The 19,173-nt window shown below is 47.5% G+C and carries 13 protein-coding genes and 3 rRNA genes; 12 read left to right on the plus strand and 4 right to left on the minus strand.

What is annotated here, in order from left to right:
* Positions 1–71 precede the first annotated feature (71 nt).
* The 5 genes from dprA (at position 72) to hemF (ending at position 3,894) form a co-directional block, all read left to right on the plus strand.
* On the plus strand, positions 72–1,094 hold the full coding sequence (gene dprA / locus JFT56_RS00140; RefSeq protein ID WP_198783461.1) for a DNA-processing protein DprA: 1,023 nt from the start codon (positions 72–74) through the stop codon (positions 1,092–1,094).
* Between the two features lie 2 nt (positions 1,095–1,096).
* On the plus strand, positions 1,097–1,570 hold the full coding sequence (locus tag JFT56_RS00145) for a DUF494 family protein (protein WP_198781773.1): 474 nt from the start codon (positions 1,097–1,099) through the stop codon (positions 1,568–1,570).
* A 110-nt stretch (positions 1,571–1,680) separates the two neighbouring features.
* Positions 1,681–2,244, plus strand: a complete 564-nt coding sequence (locus JFT56_RS00150) for a type I DNA topoisomerase (RefSeq protein WP_198781775.1) — start codon at positions 1,681–1,683, stop codon at positions 2,242–2,244.
* Positions 2,245–2,391: 147 nt separating this feature from the next.
* Positions 2,392–2,958, plus strand: coding sequence for an L-threonylcarbamoyladenylate synthase (locus JFT56_RS00155; RefSeq protein ID WP_198781777.1), 567 nt, complete (start codon positions 2,392–2,394; stop codon positions 2,956–2,958).
* A gap of 27 nt (positions 2,959–2,985) precedes the next feature.
* The gene (hemF, locus tag JFT56_RS00160) at positions 2,986–3,894 is read left to right on the plus strand and encodes an oxygen-dependent coproporphyrinogen oxidase (protein WP_198783462.1); all 909 of its coding nucleotides are present in this window, start codon (positions 2,986–2,988) and stop codon (positions 3,892–3,894) included.
* 34 nt (positions 3,895–3,928) lie between these two features.
* Here hemF and JFT56_RS00165 read toward each other — a convergent pair whose 3' ends face one another.
* Positions 3,929–4,366, minus strand: coding sequence for a group II truncated hemoglobin (locus JFT56_RS00165; protein WP_198781779.1), 438 nt, complete (start codon positions 4,364–4,366; stop codon positions 3,929–3,931).
* Positions 4,367–4,519: 153 nt separating this feature from the next.
* Here JFT56_RS00165 and aroE point away from each other — a divergent pair, with 153 nt between their 5' ends.
* Together aroE and JFT56_RS00175 are read left to right on the plus strand one after the other, a co-directional pair.
* Positions 4,520–5,368, plus strand: a complete 849-nt coding sequence (aroE, locus tag JFT56_RS00170) for a shikimate dehydrogenase (protein WP_198783463.1) — start codon at positions 4,520–4,522, stop codon at positions 5,366–5,368.
* 5 nt (positions 5,369–5,373) lie between these two features.
* On the plus strand, positions 5,374–5,649 hold the full coding sequence (locus tag JFT56_RS00175) for a DUF1488 domain-containing protein (RefSeq protein ID WP_198781781.1): 276 nt from the start codon (positions 5,374–5,376) through the stop codon (positions 5,647–5,649).
* Positions 5,650–5,905: 256 nt separating this feature from the next.
* On the opposite strand, the gene JFT56_RS00180 is transcribed toward JFT56_RS00175, so the two are convergent.
* A complete protein-coding gene (locus tag JFT56_RS00180) occupies positions 5,906–6,454 on the minus strand; it encodes a gamma carbonic anhydrase family protein (RefSeq protein WP_012586351.1) in 549 nt (182 codons plus the stop codon).
* 580 nt (positions 6,455–7,034) lie between these two features.
* Here JFT56_RS00180 and JFT56_RS00185 point away from each other — a divergent pair.
* From JFT56_RS00185 to JFT56_RS00200, 4 genes are all read left to right on the plus strand, one after another.
* Positions 7,035–8,577 (plus strand): 16S ribosomal RNA (locus JFT56_RS00185).
* 377 nt (positions 8,578–8,954) lie between these two features.
* A 23S ribosomal RNA gene (locus tag JFT56_RS00190) occupies positions 8,955–11,848 on the plus strand.
* Between the two features lie 228 nt (positions 11,849–12,076).
* A 5S ribosomal RNA gene (rrf, locus tag JFT56_RS00195) occupies positions 12,077–12,192 on the plus strand.
* Together the 16S, 23S and 5S rRNA genes form the textbook arrangement of a ribosomal RNA operon.
* Before the next feature lie 475 nt (positions 12,193–12,667).
* Complete coding sequence (locus JFT56_RS00200) at positions 12,668–15,112, plus strand: EAL domain-containing protein (protein WP_198781783.1); 2,445 nt, start codon at positions 12,668–12,670, stop codon at positions 15,110–15,112.
* Here the strand turns inward: JFT56_RS00200 and JFT56_RS00205 are convergent.
* Together JFT56_RS00205 and JFT56_RS00210 are read right to left on the minus strand one after the other, a co-directional pair.
* The gene (locus JFT56_RS00205; protein ID WP_198781785.1) at positions 15,069–16,052 is read right to left on the minus strand and encodes an alpha/beta fold hydrolase; all 984 of its coding nucleotides are present in this window, start codon (positions 16,050–16,052) and stop codon (positions 15,069–15,071) included. The two genes, JFT56_RS00200 and JFT56_RS00205, sit on opposite strands and share 44 nt — an antisense overlap.
* Positions 16,053–16,143: 91 nt before the next feature.
* A complete protein-coding gene (locus JFT56_RS00210; RefSeq protein ID WP_198781788.1) occupies positions 16,144–17,949 on the minus strand; it encodes a DUF885 domain-containing protein in 1,806 nt (601 codons plus the stop codon).
* A gap of 210 nt (positions 17,950–18,159) precedes the next feature.
* On the opposite strand from JFT56_RS00210, the gene add reads away from it, so the two are divergent.
* Entirely contained in the window at positions 18,160–19,155 is a 996-nt protein-coding gene (gene add / locus JFT56_RS00215) for an adenosine deaminase (RefSeq protein WP_198781790.1), read from the plus strand.
* The last annotated feature ends 18 nt before the right edge of the window (positions 19,156–19,173 follow it).

Consider the following 19,173-nt stretch of genomic DNA (forward strand, 5'->3'; position numbering starts at 1 on the left):
TGGTCGATTGGTTAGTTGTTAGTGCTGTATCTGGGCTTGGACCCGCCCAGATCCAACAATTATTAAAACACATGGATGTGGACGATCTCAGACAAAGGTTAGAGCATGAAAGACAAGCCCTACCTTTATCGGATAAACGGCTCCATAGCCTTACTATTGATTATCAAAAAGTGGATGCCGCCCTTGAGTGGCAACAACAATCTGAGTTCAATCATTTAATCTGCCTCTCCGATCCCCTTTATCCTCCCTTATTAAAACAATTATCCGATCCACCCACAGTGCTATTTGTTAAAGGATGCTTAGAGGCATTGGTTTTACCTTATTTCGCCATTGTTGGGAGCCGAAATGCATCGCCTGGTGGTTTACAGGTGGCTTATCAATTAGCGAGTGAAATGTCCGCCATTGGATTTGGTATTTGTAGTGGTATGGCAATGGGGATTGATGGTGCCGCCCATAAGGCATGTGTCGATAGGAGCCAAAGGACGATTGCAGTGCTGGGAACCGGTATTGATACAATTTATCCCCGTAGACATCGACAGCTTTATGAGAATATTCAGCAACAAGGCTGTATACTCAGCGAGTTTTGGCCAGATGTTGGGCCGTTTGCGGGTAATTTTCCGAAACGAAATCGCATTATTAGCGGTCTTTCTCTAGGTACGCTAGTGGTAGAGGCTTGCCGTAAAAGCGGTTCTTTGATCACCGCCAGACTGGCAATGGAGCAAGGACGTGAGGTGTTTGCCGTTCCTGGTTCTATCCTCGGTGGCTATCATCAAGGTTGCCATGATTTATTGCGTGATGGCGCAAAACTTGTGGAAACCGCGGCCGATATAGTAGGTGAGTTGGCAAGTTTGACCGCTTTTCACCTTGAAGAGTTAGCGTTATGCCACCATATACAGTTACAGCAAGATGAGATTTGTCATTTGCCATTTTCGTCGCTGTTAGCTAGTGTAGGTTATGAAGCTACAACAATTGATGCTGTAGTTGAACATAGTGGAAAAACGATAGATCTGGTGTTAGAACAAATGCTTGAACTTGAGTTGCAAGGTTGGGTTATTGCAGTACCCGGTGGTTACGTCAGAGTAAAGAGGAGCTAGCCATGTTTGATATCCTCATGTATCTATTTGAAAACTATGTTCACAGTGAAGTTGAACTATTAGTGGATGAAGACGAGTTAACCAAGGAACTCACTCGCGCTGGTTTCCACCAGTCCGAAATTTTAAAGGCGTTAACTTGGTTGGAACGTCTAGCGGAACTACAGGAAGGGGATAAACCTTACCTGTGTAACCATGATCAACATTCATTTCGCATTTACACTAAAGACGAAATGGAAAAGTTAGATGTGGAATGCCGTGGTTTCTTGCTGTTTTTAGAGCAAGTGAAAGTGCTGAATGTCGAAACCCGTGAAATGGTGATCGACAGAGTCATGGAGCTTGATGAACCTACCTTAGTCCTCGAAGATCTAAAGTGGGTTATCTTGATGGTGTTATTCAACGCCCCCGGCCATGAATCCGCCTATGAGCAAATGGAAGATTTAATTTTTGAGCAGCCCGAAGGCCGACTACATTCTTAATCGTTGCGATACTATGAATAATGAGAGAAAGGAGGCTAAGACCTCCTTTTTTGATGCCATGAGTTTGTTGGTGGCCAAGCGTTATGCGCTTTGATTGGTGGTGAATGATTATGTCTAAGATCGATGAACAATTATTTAGTGCCCATGAGCACGCCTTGGAAAAAGAATACGAACTTTGCCCCGAGTGCGGCAGTGAGTTAACGGTAAAACACAGTAAACACGGCAGTTTTATTGGCTGTAATAACTATCCGAACTGTGAGTATACGCGTCCTTTAGTACAACACGAATCCATTGAAACCCAAGTGATTGAAGGTTCAGTCTGCCCTGAATGTGGCCATGAATTGGCGGTAAAATCAGGGCGTTTTGGGATCTTTATCGGTTGTACTCAATATCCAAGTTGCACTCATATTGAAAAACAGGATCAAGCGAGCGACAAGCCTGACATCCCTTGTCCAGAATGCAAAATGGGTAAACTCGAACATAGAACGAGTCGTTTCGGTAAGAGTTTTTATGCCTGCAGCGCTTATCCTAAGTGTAAGTTTATTGTGAATTATCCACCGGTTGCTGAAGTGTGCCCTGATTGTGGGTATGGGATTTTAGTCGAGCGTAAAGGTGCGGCTGGGATGCGCTTAGAATGCCCGCAAAAAAGCTGCAAATACAAAAGACCACTTTAGTTTATTGTGTGACTTGCATCTTAATATTTGGCCGATGAAAGTGGCTTGAGTATAATCCTCGGTTGACCGCTGATGGGGCGGTCAGTATTCGAATTTATCCAATAATTTGATTGTTGAAATCGACAATACTCAAAAGGTGATCCTAAGATGTTGCAGCTGCACCCATCTGACATAAAAGATATTGTGCTTAACGGTGGTGTTATCGCTTATCCAACCGAGGCCGTTTATGGCCTAGGTTGCGACCCAGATAATGACACCGCTATCCAAAAGTTATTGGCTGTAAAACAGCGCCCATGGCAAAAGGGACTGATCTTAGTCGCCAGTGATTTTCAGCAGCTTTTAGCTTATGTTGATGAGTCGCAATTAACGGTTGAGCAGCTCGAGTTCGCATTTTCCAAGTGGCCGGGGCCTTTTACCTTTGTCATGCCAATCAAAGCGCAGGTTTCAAAATACCTCTGTGGTGAATTTGACTCTATCGCCGTGCGCGTATCGGCCCATGCAGGGGTTCAAGCCCTGTGCCGCGCGTTCAATAAACCCTTAGTGTCGACCAGTGCTAACCTCGCGGGTGAAGACCCCGCATTATCTGCCGCTGAAATTCTTGCCGATTTTGAAGGTAAAATTGATGCACTGGTGCTAGGTGAACTTGGCGAACAACGTCAGCCCTCGACCATCATAGATGCGCGTAGCGGCAAAATTTTACGAAATGGACAATAAGTGAATAACAGTAAGGATCATAAAAAGATGAGTGTGCCAGATGCTGCGGTGGTAAAAGCGTTTTTACTCGATCTACAAAACCGAATTTGTGCAGGTTTAGCAAAGTTAGATGGCCAGGCGACCTTTGTCGCCGACTCATGGACCCGTGCCGAAGGCGGTGGTGGCACCAGCCGAGTATTAACTCAAGGCGCGGTGTTCGAGCAAGCTGGGGTTAACTTTTCCCATGTGACTGGCGCTGCTATGCCTGCGTCGGCTACGGCGCATCGCCCTGAGTTAGCGGGCCGTAGTTTTGAAGCTATGGGCGTTTCTTTAGTTATTCATCCTAACAATCCTTATATCCCAACGACTCACGCTAATGTGCGCTTCTTTATCGCCCAAAAAGAGGGCGCCGATCCCGTGTGGTGGTTTGGCGGTGGTTTTGACTTAACACCTTATTATCCCTTTGAGGAAGATGTGCGCGAGTGGCATCAAACGTCTAAGGATATTTGTGCGCCTTTCGGGGATGAGGTTTATCCCAAGTATAAGAAGTGGTGCGATGAGTATTTCTTCCTACCGCACCGCAATGAAACCCGCGGCGTGGGCGGACTGTTTTTTGATGACTTGAATCAAGCAGGATTCGATCAAAGCTTTAGCTTTATGCAAGCCGTGGGTAATGGCTTCTTAACCGCCTATGCGCCGATTGTCGAGCGCCGTAAAGATACTGAATTCGGTGAGCGTGAGCGCCAGTTCCAACTCTATCGTCGTGGTCGGTATGTTGAGTTCAACTTAGTTTACGACAGGGGCACGTTGTTTGGCCTGCAGACGGGTGGCCGTACCGAGTCTATCTTAATGTCGATGCCGCCATTAGTGCGTTGGCAATATGGCTATACACCGGAGGCGGGAAGCCCTGAGGCAGATTTGTACGATAACTACCTCAAACCCCGCGACTGGGTTTAGCCATTAATCTTATAAAGGGGATACAGCATCCACTTTATTGATTACGCATATGATCGGCCAGAGTTGAAATCGCCTCATAAATGGCGGCTCGATGCTCTGGCTTTTTAATGTTCTCTTCAATCGCAAACTTCATACAAAACAGCCATTGATCGCGCATCGCCTCATCGACGGCGAAATGCATGTGTCGTGCTCGCAATGCGGGGTGACCATATTTTTGCTGGTAGAGTTGCGGCCCGCCGAGCCAACCACTTAAAAATTCGAACAACTTCTGCTCTGACTCCGCAATTGGCGCCCTATGAATGGCAAACAGTGTTGTCGTTTCGGCCGAACTTGCCATCTTCCGATAAAAACTTTTGGCGATAGCGCGGAGCACTTTTTCGCCGCCAATTAAGTCATAGGCGTTTGATTGGCTCGGATCGCGATCATCCTGTGGTGGAGTGTGTTTACTAAAAATCTTTTTAAGCCAGTTCATTGGAATAGTCGTTCACTAAAATAGAGAGTATTGAGCCGATGGCGCATTATAGCGTGAAACCCTACGCGAAATTTAGTTGAACATAATTCGGCTTGCGTGGGCTCAAAAGCACGGTAGACTGCAAAGCCATTGAACCTGAAATTTAATATCGCTATGACAGACAGATACGCAGTGTTTGGTAATCCCATTAGCCACAGTAAATCGCCGTTTATCCATGGACAATTTGCTGCGCCCACTCAAGAGTCATTAACTTATGAAGCCATTCTTGCTCCAGTGGATGGTTTTGAAGCCTCATTGACGGCGTTTTTCAATGCGGGCGGCAAAGGGGCGAATGTGACCGTACCTTTTAAGGAGCAAGCTTTTGCACTGTGTGACAGTCTCAGCCCTGAGGCCAAGCTTGCCGGCGCGGTAAACACTTTAAGCGTATTGGCCGACGGCACTATTCGTGGCGATAATACCGACGGTTTAGGGCTGGTGGCCGATCTCATCGCTAACTTAGACAGTTTGCAAGGTAAGCGCGTGTTACTTATTGGTGCTGGTGGTGCGGCCCGCGGTTGTATTCTACCGTTATTAAATACCGGAATTGCACAGCTAACGATTAGCAATCGCACCCATACTAAGGCGCAGCTTCTGGTCGATATCTTTACTGCTGTTGATGAAGGTGCTTTTGCGAATAGAGTCTCCGCCGTAGAAATGAGTGCACTTGCGGGCGAGTTCGATATCGTCATTAACTCAACCTCGGCTAGCCTTGCGGGTGAGTTGCCCCCCGTGCCAGCGCATATCATCACCACGCAAACGGTTTGTTATGACATGATGTATGGCGCCTCAGTTACCGCTTTTAACCAATGGGCGCTCTCCCAAGGTGCGGCGAAAGTCATTGATGGGTTAGGTATGTTAGTTGGACAAGCGGCTAAAAGTTTTACCCTATGGCGAGGTATTGAGCCCGATACTCAAGTAGTGTTGACTCTGTTGCGGGACAAATTAAAGGCTGAGCCTAAGTAGGAAGCATGAATCAAAGTATTCTTTTCCCCGAACTGCAGTATTGGGACGACGCCCACAAGCGAGTCTGTTTTATCGCGCAGTCGCAGGGAATGAACATCAAATGCTATATCAGTGCGAATAAGTTAGCCGAGCTGAATGATTTCTCCAAGCAGCCGAGCACCGATGAAGCCGCCGCAATGCTGGCATTGTTTGATGCGGTGAGATTTGATGCCGAAGAAATGGCGGAAGAGTTAATCGAAGCCGAAGAGTTCGATGAGTTTGGGGCCGTACACTTAGGCTAGATGAATTTAAGAGATAGGGTACATGAAAATAACTGGTTCTCATAAACACGATGCAACAACTGATGGCTTAATTGAAATGGATTTAATTGCTATTGCAGCATCGCTAACCATATAGCCAGTTAAAACGGTGTTAGATGCCAAAATTAGATCGAGTGCAAATATAAAAGGCGGCAGAGACGGGATAAGTCTCTGCCGCATTTCTTATATCGCTCTAGTGACACTAAGCGACTAACTATAAGAGATTAGCGCTAAGTGACTAGATGTTTTGTAACTCAACTAAGTACTCGTTTTTCAGTCTGACATAGTTGTCGGCAGATTCTGGCAAAAAGGCAATTTCGGCAGGTGTTAATGGACGAGCCTGCTTAGCTGGGCTACCTACATATAAATAGCCGCTCTGTAATACCTTGCCCGGTGGCACTAAAGAGCCCGCACCTAAGATCACATCATCTTCTAAAATCGCACCGTCGAGAATAATCGCGCCCATGCCCACCAATACTCGATTACCGACTTTGCAACCGTGAAGCATCGCCTTGTGACCAATAGTCACATCATCACCAATAATCAGTGGATGACCATCGGGACGAGCAGCTGACTTACGCGTCACATGCAATATGCTACCGTCTTGCACGTTCGAGCGCTTACCAATACGAATATGGTTAACATCACCACGCGCCGCCACCATAGGCCAAATACTGGCATCAGTATCTAACGCAATATCGCCAACAAGCACCGAAGCTTCATCTACATACACATTATTGCCTAATTGAGGATGAATACCTTGGTAAGTTCTGAGTGGCCCTGACATAGAAAAGTCCCTAATTGAGTGGTTTTTTGCATTATAAAGGTTAAAAACTAGCTGGTCAGGTCAAATATCCAACGAACAGTGAGAAAATGACAATTATCTTAAAAATAGGGGTTGCGCACTTTCTCAATCTCCCTATAATGCGCATCCACTGACACGGCAGACAGCGAAAGCCAGCTGACGAGTTAGATTGAATTGAATGGCTTACTCTCTGTTGAGAATGGCACTTAATTCAACCGCAGCAAGAAGTTGAAAATACTCCTTGACGCGAAACGGGAAATGCGTAAAATGCACGACCCTGAGCTGATGAAGCATCAGCGCGACCCGCCGGCAACGGTATGTGGTCAACGCTCTTTAACAAGATAAAACAAGAAATCTGTGTGGACACTCACAGGTGTTGAGTTAATCGAAACTGCTTAACCTTCGGGTTGGCAGTCAAAAATTTAAATCAACCAATTCTTTCACGAGAGTGATGAGTGTTCATAGCAATATGTACAAAGACTTACTACTTATTTTCGGATAAATAGGAGTCGAACAGAATTCGTTGAGCCGCTGAAGTCGCAAGACGAAAGCAACAAAACTTTAATTGAAGAGTTTGATCATGGCTCAGATTGAACGCTGGCGGCAGGCCTAACACATGCAAGTCGAGCGGCAGCACAAGGGAGTTTACTCCTGAGGTGGCGAGCGGCGGACGGGTGAGTAATGCCTAGGGATCTGCCCAGTCGAGGGGGATAACAGTTGGAAACGACTGCTAATACCGCATACGCCCTACGGGGGAAAGGAGGGGACCTTCGGGCCTTCCGCGATTGGATGAACCTAGGTGGGATTAGCTAGTTGGTGAGGTAATGGCTCACCAAGGCGACGATCCCTAGCTGTTCTGAGAGGATGATCAGCCACACTGGGACTGAGACACGGCCCAGACTCCTACGGGAGGCAGCAGTGGGGAATATTGCACAATGGGGGAAACCCTGATGCAGCCATGCCGCGTGTGTGAAGAAGGCCTTCGGGTTGTAAAGCACTTTCAGTAGGGAGGAAAGGTTGCAGTTTAATAAACTGTAGCTGTGACGTTACCTACAGAAGAAGGACCGGCTAACTCCGTGCCAGCAGCCGCGGTAATACGGAGGGTCCGAGCGTTAATCGGAATTACTGGGCGTAAAGCGTGCGCAGGCGGTTTGTTAAGCGAGATGTGAAAGCCCTGGGCTCAACCTAGGAATAGCATTTCGAACTGGCGAACTAGAGTCTTGTAGAGGGGGGTAGAATTCCAGGTGTAGCGGTGAAATGCGTAGAGATCTGGAGGAATACCGGTGGCGAAGGCGGCCCCCTGGACAAAGACTGACGCTCATGCACGAAAGCGTGGGGAGCAAACAGGATTAGATACCCTGGTAGTCCACGCCGTAAACGATGTCTACTCGGAGTTTGGTGTCTTGAACACTGGGCTCTCAAGCTAACGCATTAAGTAGACCGCCTGGGGAGTACGGCCGCAAGGTTAAAACTCAAATGAATTGACGGGGGCCCGCACAAGCGGTGGAGCATGTGGTTTAATTCGATGCAACGCGAAGAACCTTACCTACTCTTGACATCCACGGAAGACTGCAGAGATGCGGTTGTGCCTTCGGGAACCGTGAGACAGGTGCTGCATGGCTGTCGTCAGCTCGTGTTGTGAAATGTTGGGTTAAGTCCCGCAACGAGCGCAACCCCTATCCTTATTTGCCAGCACGTAATGGTGGGAACTCTAGGGAGACTGCCGGTGATAAACCGGAGGAAGGTGGGGACGACGTCAAGTCATCATGGCCCTTACGAGTAGGGCTACACACGTGCTACAATGGCGAGTACAGAGGGTTGCAAAGCCGCGAGGTGGAGCTAATCTCACAAAGCTCGTCGTAGTCCGGATTGGAGTCTGCAACTCGACTCCATGAAGTCGGAATCGCTAGTAATCGTGGATCAGAATGCCACGGTGAATACGTTCCCGGGCCTTGTACACACCGCCCGTCACACCATGGGAGTGGGCTGCAAAAGAAGTGGGTAGCTTAACCTTCGGGGGGGCGCTCACCACTTTGTGGTTCATGACTGGGGTGAAGTCGTAACAAGGTAGCCCTAGGGGAACCTGGGGCTGGATCACCTCCTTACCTATACGACTAACTTACGCTTGTTGGGTCGACAACATGGCATCCGTGCCGAGTCGACACAAAAACATCCGTGTTTTTGAGTGTTCACACAGATAACTTGTTCTTGTAGAGCGAGTGGCACGTCTTAACGACGATGCTTGTTCTTTAACAATTTGGAAAGCTGATAGTATTAAACACAATGATGTCTGTCGTTGTGTTGATACGAAAAAAGTTTAATGCGAAAGCATTGAACATTGAGTTCTCAAACACTTTATTAAGTGTCTTGAATATTCAAGTCTAAGGCGCGTCCACTTCTTTGGTCAGAAGTGAGACAAGTAAAACCAGCTGGTCGCAACAATTCAGGTGGCTCACGCAAGTGAAACCCATTTGGGTTGTATGGTTAAGCGACTAAGCGTATACGGTGGATGCCTTGGCAGTCAGAGGCGATGAAGGACGTAGTAACTTGCGAAAAGCGTTGGCGAGCTAGTAACAAGCATTTGAGCTAACGATGTCCGAATGGGGGAACCCGGCCGCATAAGCGGTCATCATGTGGTGAATACATAGCTACATGAGGCGAACGAGGGGAACTGAAACATCTAAGTACCCTTAGGAAAAGAAATCAACCGAGATTCCCCTAGTAGCGGCGAGCGAACGGGGATTAGCCCTTAAGTCAGTGGGGTGTTAGTGGAATGCGTTGGGAAGCGCAGCGGCACAGGGTGATAGCCCCGTACACGAAAACTAACCATTGATGAAAACGAGTAAGGCGGGACACGTGACATCCTGTTTGAATATGGGGGGACCATCCTCCAAGGCTAAATACTCCTGACTGACCGATAGTGAACCAGTACCGTGAGGGAAAGGCGAAAAGAACCCCTGTGAGGGGAGTGAAATAGAACCTGAAACCGTATACGTACAAGCAGTGGGAGCGGTTCTTGAGACCGTGACTGCGTACCTTTTGTATAATGGGTCAGCGACTTACATTTTGTAGCAAGGTTAAGCGAATAGCGGAGCCGTAGGGAAACCGAGTGTTAACTGCGCGTTGAGTTGCAAGGTGTAGACCCGAAACCCGGTGATCTAGCCATGGGCAGGTTGAAGGTTGAGTAACATCAACTGGAGGACCGAACCGACTAATGTTGAAAAATTAGCGGATGACTTGTGGCTGGGGGTGAAAGGCCAATCAAACCGGGAGATATCTGGTTCTCCTCGAAAGCTATTTAGGTAGCGCCTCGAGCGAATACCATTGGGGGTAGAGCACTGTTAAGGCTAGGGGGTCATCCCGACTTACCAACCCTTTGCAAACTCCGAATACCAATGAGTACTACTCGGGAGACAGACGGCGGGTGCTAACGTCCGTCGTCAAAAGGGAAACAACCCAGACCGTCAGCTAAGGTCCCAAAGTGTATGTTAAGTGGGAAACGATGTGGGAAGGCTTAGACAGCTAGGATGTTGGCTTAGAAGCAGCCATCATTTAAAGAAAGCGTAATAGCTCACTAGTCGAGTCGGCCTGCGCGGAAGATGTAACGGGGCTAAACATACCACCGAAGCTACGGGTGCAGCCCATTAGGGTTGCGCGGTAGAGGAGCGTTCTGTAAGCCGATGAAGGTGAAGGGGTAACCCACGCTGGAGGTATCAGAAGTGCGAATGCTGACATGAGTAACGATAAAGGGGGTGAAAAACCCCCTCGCCGAAAGACCAAGGGTTCCTGTCCAACGTTAATCGGGGCAGGGTGAGTCGACCCCTAAGGTGAGGCCGAAAGGCGTAATCGATGGGAAACAGATTAATATTTCTGTACTTCCGCTAACTGCGATGGAGAGACGGAGAAGGCTAGGCTAGCGCGGCGTTGGTAGTCCGCGTTTAAGGTGGTAGGCTGATTTCTTAGGCAAATCCGGGAAATCTTAAGGCCGAGAGCTGATGACGAGGTCCTACGGGACTGAAGTAGTTGATGCCATGCTTCCAGGAAAATCTTCTAAGCTTCAGGTTAGCGGGAATCGTACCCCAAACCGACACAGGTGGTCGGGTAGAGAATACCAAGGCGCTTGAGAGAACTCGGCTGAAGGAACTAGGCAAAATGGTACCGTAACTTCGGGAGAAGGTACGCTCTTGTTGGTGATGAGACTTGCTCTCTAAGCTGACGGGAGTCGCAGATACCAGGTGGCTGCAACTGTTTATCAAAAACACAGCACTGTGCAAACTCGCAAGAGGAAGTATACGGTGTGACGCCTGCCCGGTGCCGGAAGGTTAATTGATTGGGTTATCGCAAGAGAAGCTCATGATCGAAGCCCCGGTAAACGGCGGCCGTAACTATAACGGTCCTAAGGTAGCGAAATTCCTTGTCGGGTAAGTTCCGACCTGCACGAATGGCGTAATGATGGCCACGCTGTCTCCAGCCGAGACTCAGTGAAGTTGAAATTGCGGTGAAGATGCCGTATACCCGCGGCTAGACGGAAAGACCCCGTGAACCTTTACTATAGCTTGGCACTGAACATTGAACCTACATGTGTAGGATAGGTGGGAGACTTTGAAGCGGGAACGCTAGTTCTCGTGGAGTCGTCCTTGAAATACCACCCTTGTAGTTTTGATGTTCTAACCTAGACCCCTTATCGGGGTTAGGGACAGTGCCTGGTGGGTAGTTTGACTGGGGCGGTCTCCTCCCAAAGAGTAACGGAGGAGCACGAAGGTTGGCTAAGTACGGTCGGACATCGTACGGTTAGTGCAATGGCATAAGCCAGCTTAACTGCGAGACAGACACGTCGAGCAGGTACGAAAGTAGGTCATAGTGATCCGGTGGTTCTGAATGGAAGGGCCATCGCTCAACGGATAAAAGGTACTCCGGGGATAACAGGCTGATACCGCCCAAGAGTTCATATCGACGGCGGTGTTTGGCACCTCGATGTCGGCTCATCACATCCTGGGGCTGAAGTCGGTCCCAAGGGTATGGCTGTTCGCCATTTAAAGTGGTACGCGAGCTGGGTTCAGAACGTCGTGAGACAGTTCGGTCCCTATCTGCCGTGGGCGTTGGATGATTGAGGGGAGTTGCTCCTAGTACGAGAGGACCGGAGTGAACGAACCGCTGGTGTTCGGGTTGTCATGCCAATGGCATTGCCCGGTAGCTACGTTCGGAATCGATAACCGCTGAAAGCATCTAAGCGGGAAGCGAGCCCCAAGATGAGTCATCCCTAGGTCTATAAGACCTCTAAAGAGCCGTTCGAGACTAGGACGTTGATAGGCATGGTGTGTAAGCGTTGTGAGGCGTTGAGCTAACATGTACTAATGACTCGAGAGGCTTAACCATACAACCCAGATGGGTTTTGCTAAGCGAACTTAGACAGAATATATGCACTTAATGAAGTGTGAACTCAAAAACAAACAGCTTTTCAAATTAAAATTAAAAGGTTAATTACGCAGGAAATTGTTAGGCTGACAAAGCCGTGACGAGCGAGGCGCGGAGTGTACGTTAGTACATGAGCACAGTAGCGAGGAGACAATGCCGTCAGACGGACAATTAACCAGTAAGAATTTGCTTGGTGACAATAGCATTGTGGTCCCACCTGATCCCATCCCGAACTCAGAAGTGAAACGCAATCGCGCCGATGGTAGTGTGGGGTCTCCCCATGTGAGAGTAGGTCATCGCCAAGCATCCAAATAAACACAAAAGCCCTAGCCTAAACCGCTAGGGCTTTTGTGTTTATACGCTCCGCGAAAACCAACCTCGATGTCGACCCGCCGCTAAGCGGACTCTCCGGCTACGCAATAAATTGCTCCGCGCGACTCATCATCAAAATGCTGCGCATTTTAGGCAATGATGATTCGCCCCCATGTATCCCCTTCGGGGATAGTAGAGAGTAGGTCATCGCCAAGCGCCTAATTATCTTGTAAAGATGCAACGAAGCCAGCTGAATAAGCTGGCTTTTTTGCGTCTGTGATTTTTATATCTGAACTCCAATTTCCTGAAATCCCTTATTATTCTACCTTTATATTTTGATGTTTCAGCGGAATTTCAATATTTCGTTGAGGATTGCTATAGTTTTCAATTAAGTCTTTTTGCTTAGTCGGTGTTTTCCCGTTAGCATACAGGGCTATTCTTCATTTTATTAAAGGTTGTCGGGCGCCGATGCTTCGTAAACTTTCTCTCGCGGTATTGATCCCACTGTGTATGCTGACACTTTATTTAGTGTTAGTCGTGGGTGAGTACCTGTATGAGAGTGATCAAGTTCGTGGTGAGCTTGCCGAGCGTCAGGTAAATCAAATTAAGCAGCAATTATTCAGAATGCAGACGGTTGTGCAATCGGCACAAGCTTTACAGGATGTGGAGCGTATTGAGCAGGAAGTCTCCTTGGCCGCGCTGGATATGAGCACTATGGTGTATATTTTAGTCGATGCGGACAGTCGGATTCGTTTCGCTAATCATACGGTTTGGCGTGATAGCAATGCTATCCAAGTAATTGATGGCTATGATGTAACGAAACATCATGCCGTTGTGCAATCCTCCCTACAACAGATATCCGTCAATCTCGAACGGTTAACGATTCAAGCTTATTATCCGGTAGTGCCGCAATTTCCTGGTGCTGTGGAGTTGATCTACCTTGAATCCGATCTTGCTCCCCTAGTTTCTGAAGCTTCTGCCAAATTACAGCAACGTTTTATCCGTGTCTGGGGACTCGGCGGTTTGTTATTGATAGGTTTTACGTTAATTCTTTATTACCTTTTGATCCGTCCATTTAAAATTTTGAGCGAGACGGCTAAACAGGTCGGCACCGCAGCATTTTCGACTCAAATACCTTGGAGTTCTACGGAGGTTTTATCTCTTCAATCTAGCCTGCAACAGGTTCATGAACGTTTAGGTCGTGCCGTTAAGCAATTGAATGACAGCGAACAGCGTTGGCTATTTGCCGTGGAAGGTTCACGAAATGGAATTTGGGATTGGGATATAGGCACGGGTGAGGTGTTTCTCTCGGATCGCTGGAAGGAGATGATTGGCTATGCGCCGGATGAACTTGAGGGTTCTTTTCAGATTTGGGAGACGCGTTTACACCCTGAGGACCGGCAAACGGTTTTAGATAGCTTGCAGGAATATTTGAGTGGTAAGAGTAAAGAGTTTGAGAGTGTACATCGACTTAAACACAGGGATGGTCATTATATTTGGGTGCTCGATCGCGGCATGCTAGTCGATTGGGATCATCAAGGGCGTCCGACACGTATGATAGGCATTCATATGGACGTCTCTGAGAGTGAGAAGAACCATGCTGCAATCGCCCAACTCGTTGAAAATTCTGTTGCGGGGCACCGCATGTTACCCGCGACATTTATGGACCGTTTGTCTCAATTTCTTGTTCAACGGAATAGCTCGGGCCATTGGGGCGGATTTTTCTTTGTTGAAGTCGAGTGCTTTGGGGTGGCTGACTCCCTTACGCCACATGAACTTGAACGGTTATTTGCCCAGCTTGGCGCACGATTATCGAGTTATTTTGCTGAGAATATTATCGTTGGCCATTTAGAGGCGGGACGTTTTGTTCTGTTGGCAAAAGAGTTGGGTGTCGATGCAGAAATGGCGGGGCGCCGTGGCTTAGCTTTGGCGATAGAACTAAGGCAAATCATAGCTCGTCCCTTCCATTATGCTGAACATCATTTCGAACTGAATGCCAATGTGGGGATTTATTTGCTCGATAGTGTTGAAACCTTAGAGCCCTCTACCGTGTTATATCGCGCAAAACTCGCTAAGCAAGCTGCCAAGCTACAGGATCAAGCGGGTTGTGCTTTCTATCATGTGGATTTAGATAAACGTCAAAGTCGTGATGAACTCCTGCAGCAAGAGTTGAAGACGGCGATAGAGCAAGATAAGTTGTCATTGGTGTTCCAACCAGTTGTTGATGTGAATGGGGATATTGTTTCTGCGGAAATATTATCCCGCTGGTATCTAGCTAATGGCGAAGTGATTGCACCGGCTGAATTTATCCATCTGGCTGAGCGTAGTGGTTTGATTGCGGCCTTAGATCTGAGCGTCTTTAAACGAGCCTGCCTGTTACTGCAGCACGCGAAAGGCCAAGGTCTAGTGTTGCCACGAATGACAGTCAACATTAGCTCATTATCATTTTGCCAAGCTGATTTTATTGAGCATTTATTAGCGCTGGTTGATACCTATGCCCTTAGTGCGAATCAGTTGGGGGTTGAACTCACTGAAACGACATTTTTAATGCAAGAAACCTTTGTGAATGAACGTATTAGTAAATTGTTCGCTGCAGGTGTGCCCATTGTCTTAGATGGCTTTGGTGTGGGTCAAAGCGCTTTAAGTTGCCTAATGAAATACCCCATAAGTGAAGTGAAACTGAATATCAACTGCGCGGCTATGGCCTCATCGCTGTGGCAAAGTGCTTTAATCCAGTCGCTACAGGCATTTGAGATACAACTAGTGGCTAAAGGGATTGAATCAGTTAAGCAGCAACAGGTTTTTGCAGCCCTTGGCTGCTGTGCATATCAAGGCTATTGTTTTAGTCGGCCACTCAATTACACTGATTTTAAACAGCTTGTTTGTCCTCGTCCTTTATTACGTAGCGTATAAAGAACTCGAGCGCATAATTTAAGGCCTGATTTCGATAGGCGTCTTTTTCCATAAAAATCTCATGGGCAGCCCCCGCAATCACTTTTAATTGGCAGTGAGAACTGACGGCAAGATTTTGTGCTGCATTATCAACAATCTTATCTTCGCTGGCCTGGAGGATCAGTATGGGAGTGCGGATATGTGCCGTGGCCAATACGCAGGAATCCGCCGCATCTAAAGACTCAGTTAGCCAGCGATTGGTCGGCGAGCCGAGTTGGAGTTTAGGGGCTGCTTCATATAATTCCCTATAGGCTTGATACCTTGCCTGGCTGTGGGTTAAGTCATTTCCTTTAAATGGCACGGCTTTATAATTTTGCCCACTGAGCACAAAATTAGGTTCGCCACCATTAAGGCTAGTGTCTAACTTACTCGCCAACCAGCGAACAAACCCCTTTGGCATTGGCAGTTTAATACCGTACATAGGCGCGGAAAATGCCGCCGCGGTGAAAATATCTGGATGCTGTTTTAAATATAAAGTGCCAATGGCGCCCCCCATAGAATGTCCGAGTAGGAACAGAGGTTGCGCGGCTTGTTTAAGTACGATTTTGTGCATAAACAGCGCAAAGTCATCGATATAATCATTAAATCTACGCACGTGGCCCATGTGTGGATTGATAGTCATGCGTGCCGACAGCCCTTGTCCGCGGTGATCTATGGCATAAACAGAATAACCCTGTTGGTACAAGTCAAATACCAGTTCTTGATACTTTAAATAGGATTCAACTCGGCCACTGCTAAGGACTATGCTGGCGTGCGCTTTGGGATGTAATGCCACCATATAGGCCAAACTGATGCCATCGGCTGCTGTTAATGTTCCTTGGACTACGGTTTGCCAGAAGGCTTGCTGCTCTGAGGTATTTAAATCGTGTTCGGTTGAAAATACAGGGGTAGCTTGGCTCATACGCTGTCGCACATATCTTGGCAAAAAGGTTTGCTAGAGTGTAACAGAGAACTATAGGAGTCTGAAAATGCAGACTCCTATGCAGCTAGTTTTATGACTTGGCTTTTTGAGTTGCGATAAAGTCATCTATCTGCGCTTCGAGTATTCGCATGGGGACTGAACCATTTGCGAGCACGGCATCATGGAAGGCGCGAATATCGAATTTGTCGCCGAGTTCCTGTTCTGCCTTAGCTCGTAACCGCTTGATCGTTAATTCACCAATCTTGTAGGACAATGCTTGCCCTGGCCAAGTGATATAGCGGTCAATCTCAGTGGTGACATTGTGTAATGATAGGGCGGTATTGCTGGCCATAAAATCAATGGCCTGCTCTCGACTCCAACCCTGGGCATGCATTCCTGTGTCTACGACTAAACGCGCTGCACGCCACATCTCATAGGTGAGGCGGCCAAAGTTACTGTAAGGATCTTGGTAGAATCCCGCTTCCAACCCTAAATATTCACTATATAAACCCCAACCTTCACCAAAGGCTGAGATATAACCATAGCGGCGAAAATCGGGTAATGCGCTGAGTTCTGAGTTGAGTGATATTTGCAGATGATGCCCTGGGACGGCTTCATGCAGGGTTAAGGCTTCTAATTCGTAGAGCGGTCGTTTATCAAGGGCATAGGTATTAACCCAATAATAACCAGGCTCGTCATCGCGGTTAGATCCCGAATAGCGGCCAGAGGTATATTTAGGTGCGATTTCAGCGGGAACGGGGGCGATTCCATAGGGTTGGCGAGGCAGTTTACCAAAATATTTGGGGAGCATGGCATCGGCTTTTTTCGCTATAAATGCGGCCTCTTTGAGTAACTGATCGGCACTGGTGGTGTAGAACTGGGGATCGGTGCGTAGAAAATGTAAAAAATCGGCAAAACTGCCCTTAAAGCCAACGGATGCGATGATTTGCTCCATCTCTTGGCGGATGCGTGTCACTTCTTTTAAGCCAAGTTCATGCACTTGCGCCGATGTCATATCGAGGGTGGTGTAGTAACGGACGCGATTCTCATAAAACGCTTTCCCTGCGGGTAGACTGCTGGCGGCAATGTTCTCCCGTGTATTGGGCATATATTCCTGTGTCATAAAGTCATAGAAATTCTGATAAACAGGTAAGACGGTCTTTTCGACTAGAGCTCGGCCTTCTTGCGTTAATTGGGCTTTCTGCGCGGCAGTAAAATGGCTTGGGTATTGAGTAAATGGCTTGAAATAACTACTTTTTTCAACGGGAACTATATAGGCACTGATACTGTTTTCAAACCCAGTTAACGTGGCTTTAGGCGGTGTTATACCTTCGGCTAAGCCTTGTTTTAACCAATGGGTCTGCTGGGCAAAGTAGGTGGGTAGGGCTTTTAGCTTGTCGATGTAATTTTGATAGTCTTCTAGGGTATTAAAGCGAGCCTGTGCAATCGATGAAATATAGGCGTGGAAGCCGCTTTCAGCCGTGATTGGCAGGTAATAATCTTTGTATTTATAGAGATCTACATCGTTTTGGATCTGATCTTCGAGTATCTGAGCATTAATCTTATCCTCTTTACTCAGTTGGCTGCGATCGAGCGCTTTCAATTGGCTTAAAATCGCAATCTGGCCTTGATTGAGTTTGGTTAAGGCTTCGGGAGAAAGATCTTGAAGCTTTCCTGCCGCACTCTTGTTTCCCATGCCATAGGCCATCTCTGGGCTGGCACTGAGCTGTAATTGCCAGCTTTGGTCAATAATGGCTTGTAGTGCTGGTGAGATTGGACTGGCTTGAGATGGGGACGTCGCGATGACTGCTGATGCAGGATTTTGTCCCTGAGGAGCGCCGACGCTGCAGGCGCTTAAAGCACAAATCAATAGGCTAGGGGTTAAGAGTTTATGCATGGTCATTCTCTGATATTTTCGTTGTTATTGAACTCATTATGCCTGAGGATTTAGGCAGATCCTTGTATGGATATTAAGCGGAATTGTGACTGAATGTGAATTTAAATACCTTTGACTCATAAATGCCCCTAAAAATGCGTGTTAAACTTAGGGTCCGCCCGCGACCAAATAACAAAAGCATTGGCTGGGTAGTTCAAATAGGGGTTAAATATGATTGATACATCCATTCCATTGGTGGATCTGCATCGTCACCTAGACGGTAATGTGCGGGTAAATACCATTTGGGAACTAGGACACCAACACGGCATTGCGCTACCTGCCGATTCTTTAGAGACGCTCACACCTTTTGTGCAAATTCAGGGGAAAGAAACTAGCCTAGTCGCCTTCTTAAAGAAGCTCGATTGGATGGTTGCCGTACTCGCAGATTTGGATGCGGTTAAACGCGTCGCCTATGAAAATGTTGCCGATGCGGCGTTGTCTGGCTTAGATTACGCTGAGTTACGTTTTAGTCCTTACTATATGGCGATGAACCATAAGTTACCGATTGAAGGCGTAGTTGAAGCGGTAGTTGACGGCGTTAAAGCGGGCTTAAAAGACTATAACGTGAAGATCAATTTGATTGGTATTTTGTCACGTTCATTCGGTCAAGCCGCTTGTACTCAAGAACTTGAAGGCTTACTCGCCCATAAACAACATCTCGTGGCTATGGACTTAGCCGGTGATGAATTAGGCTTCCCTGGCGAGTTATTTAACGATCACTTTAAACGTGTTCGTGATGCTGGCCTTGCGATTACGGCTCACGCCGGTGAAGCTGCGGGTTCACAAAGTATGTGGCAAGCGATTCAAGAACTTGGCGCAACTCGAATTGGTCATGGGGTGAACGCGATTCACGATCCTAAGTTGATGGAATATCTTGCTAAGCACAGTATTGGTATCGAATCTTGCCCAACCAGTAACTTGCATACTTCTACTGTGGCTTCTTACGCTGAGCATCCATTCAGAACCTTTATGGATGCAGGCGTGTTGATAAGCCTAAATACCGATGATCCCGGTGTGAGCGCTATCGATATTAAGCATGAGTATCGTATCGCCAAATCTGAACTCAAGTTAACCGATGCTGAGTTAGCGCAGGTGCAACGTAACGGTGTTGAAATGGCATTTTTATCGGACAGTGAGCGTAAGGCGCTGTATGCCGCTAAAGCGTAAAAGGTTTAATTAATCGCA

Source organism: Shewanella putrefaciens (assembly GCF_016406305.1).
GTDB lineage: Bacteria > Pseudomonadota > Gammaproteobacteria > Enterobacterales > Shewanellaceae > Shewanella > Shewanella putrefaciens_C.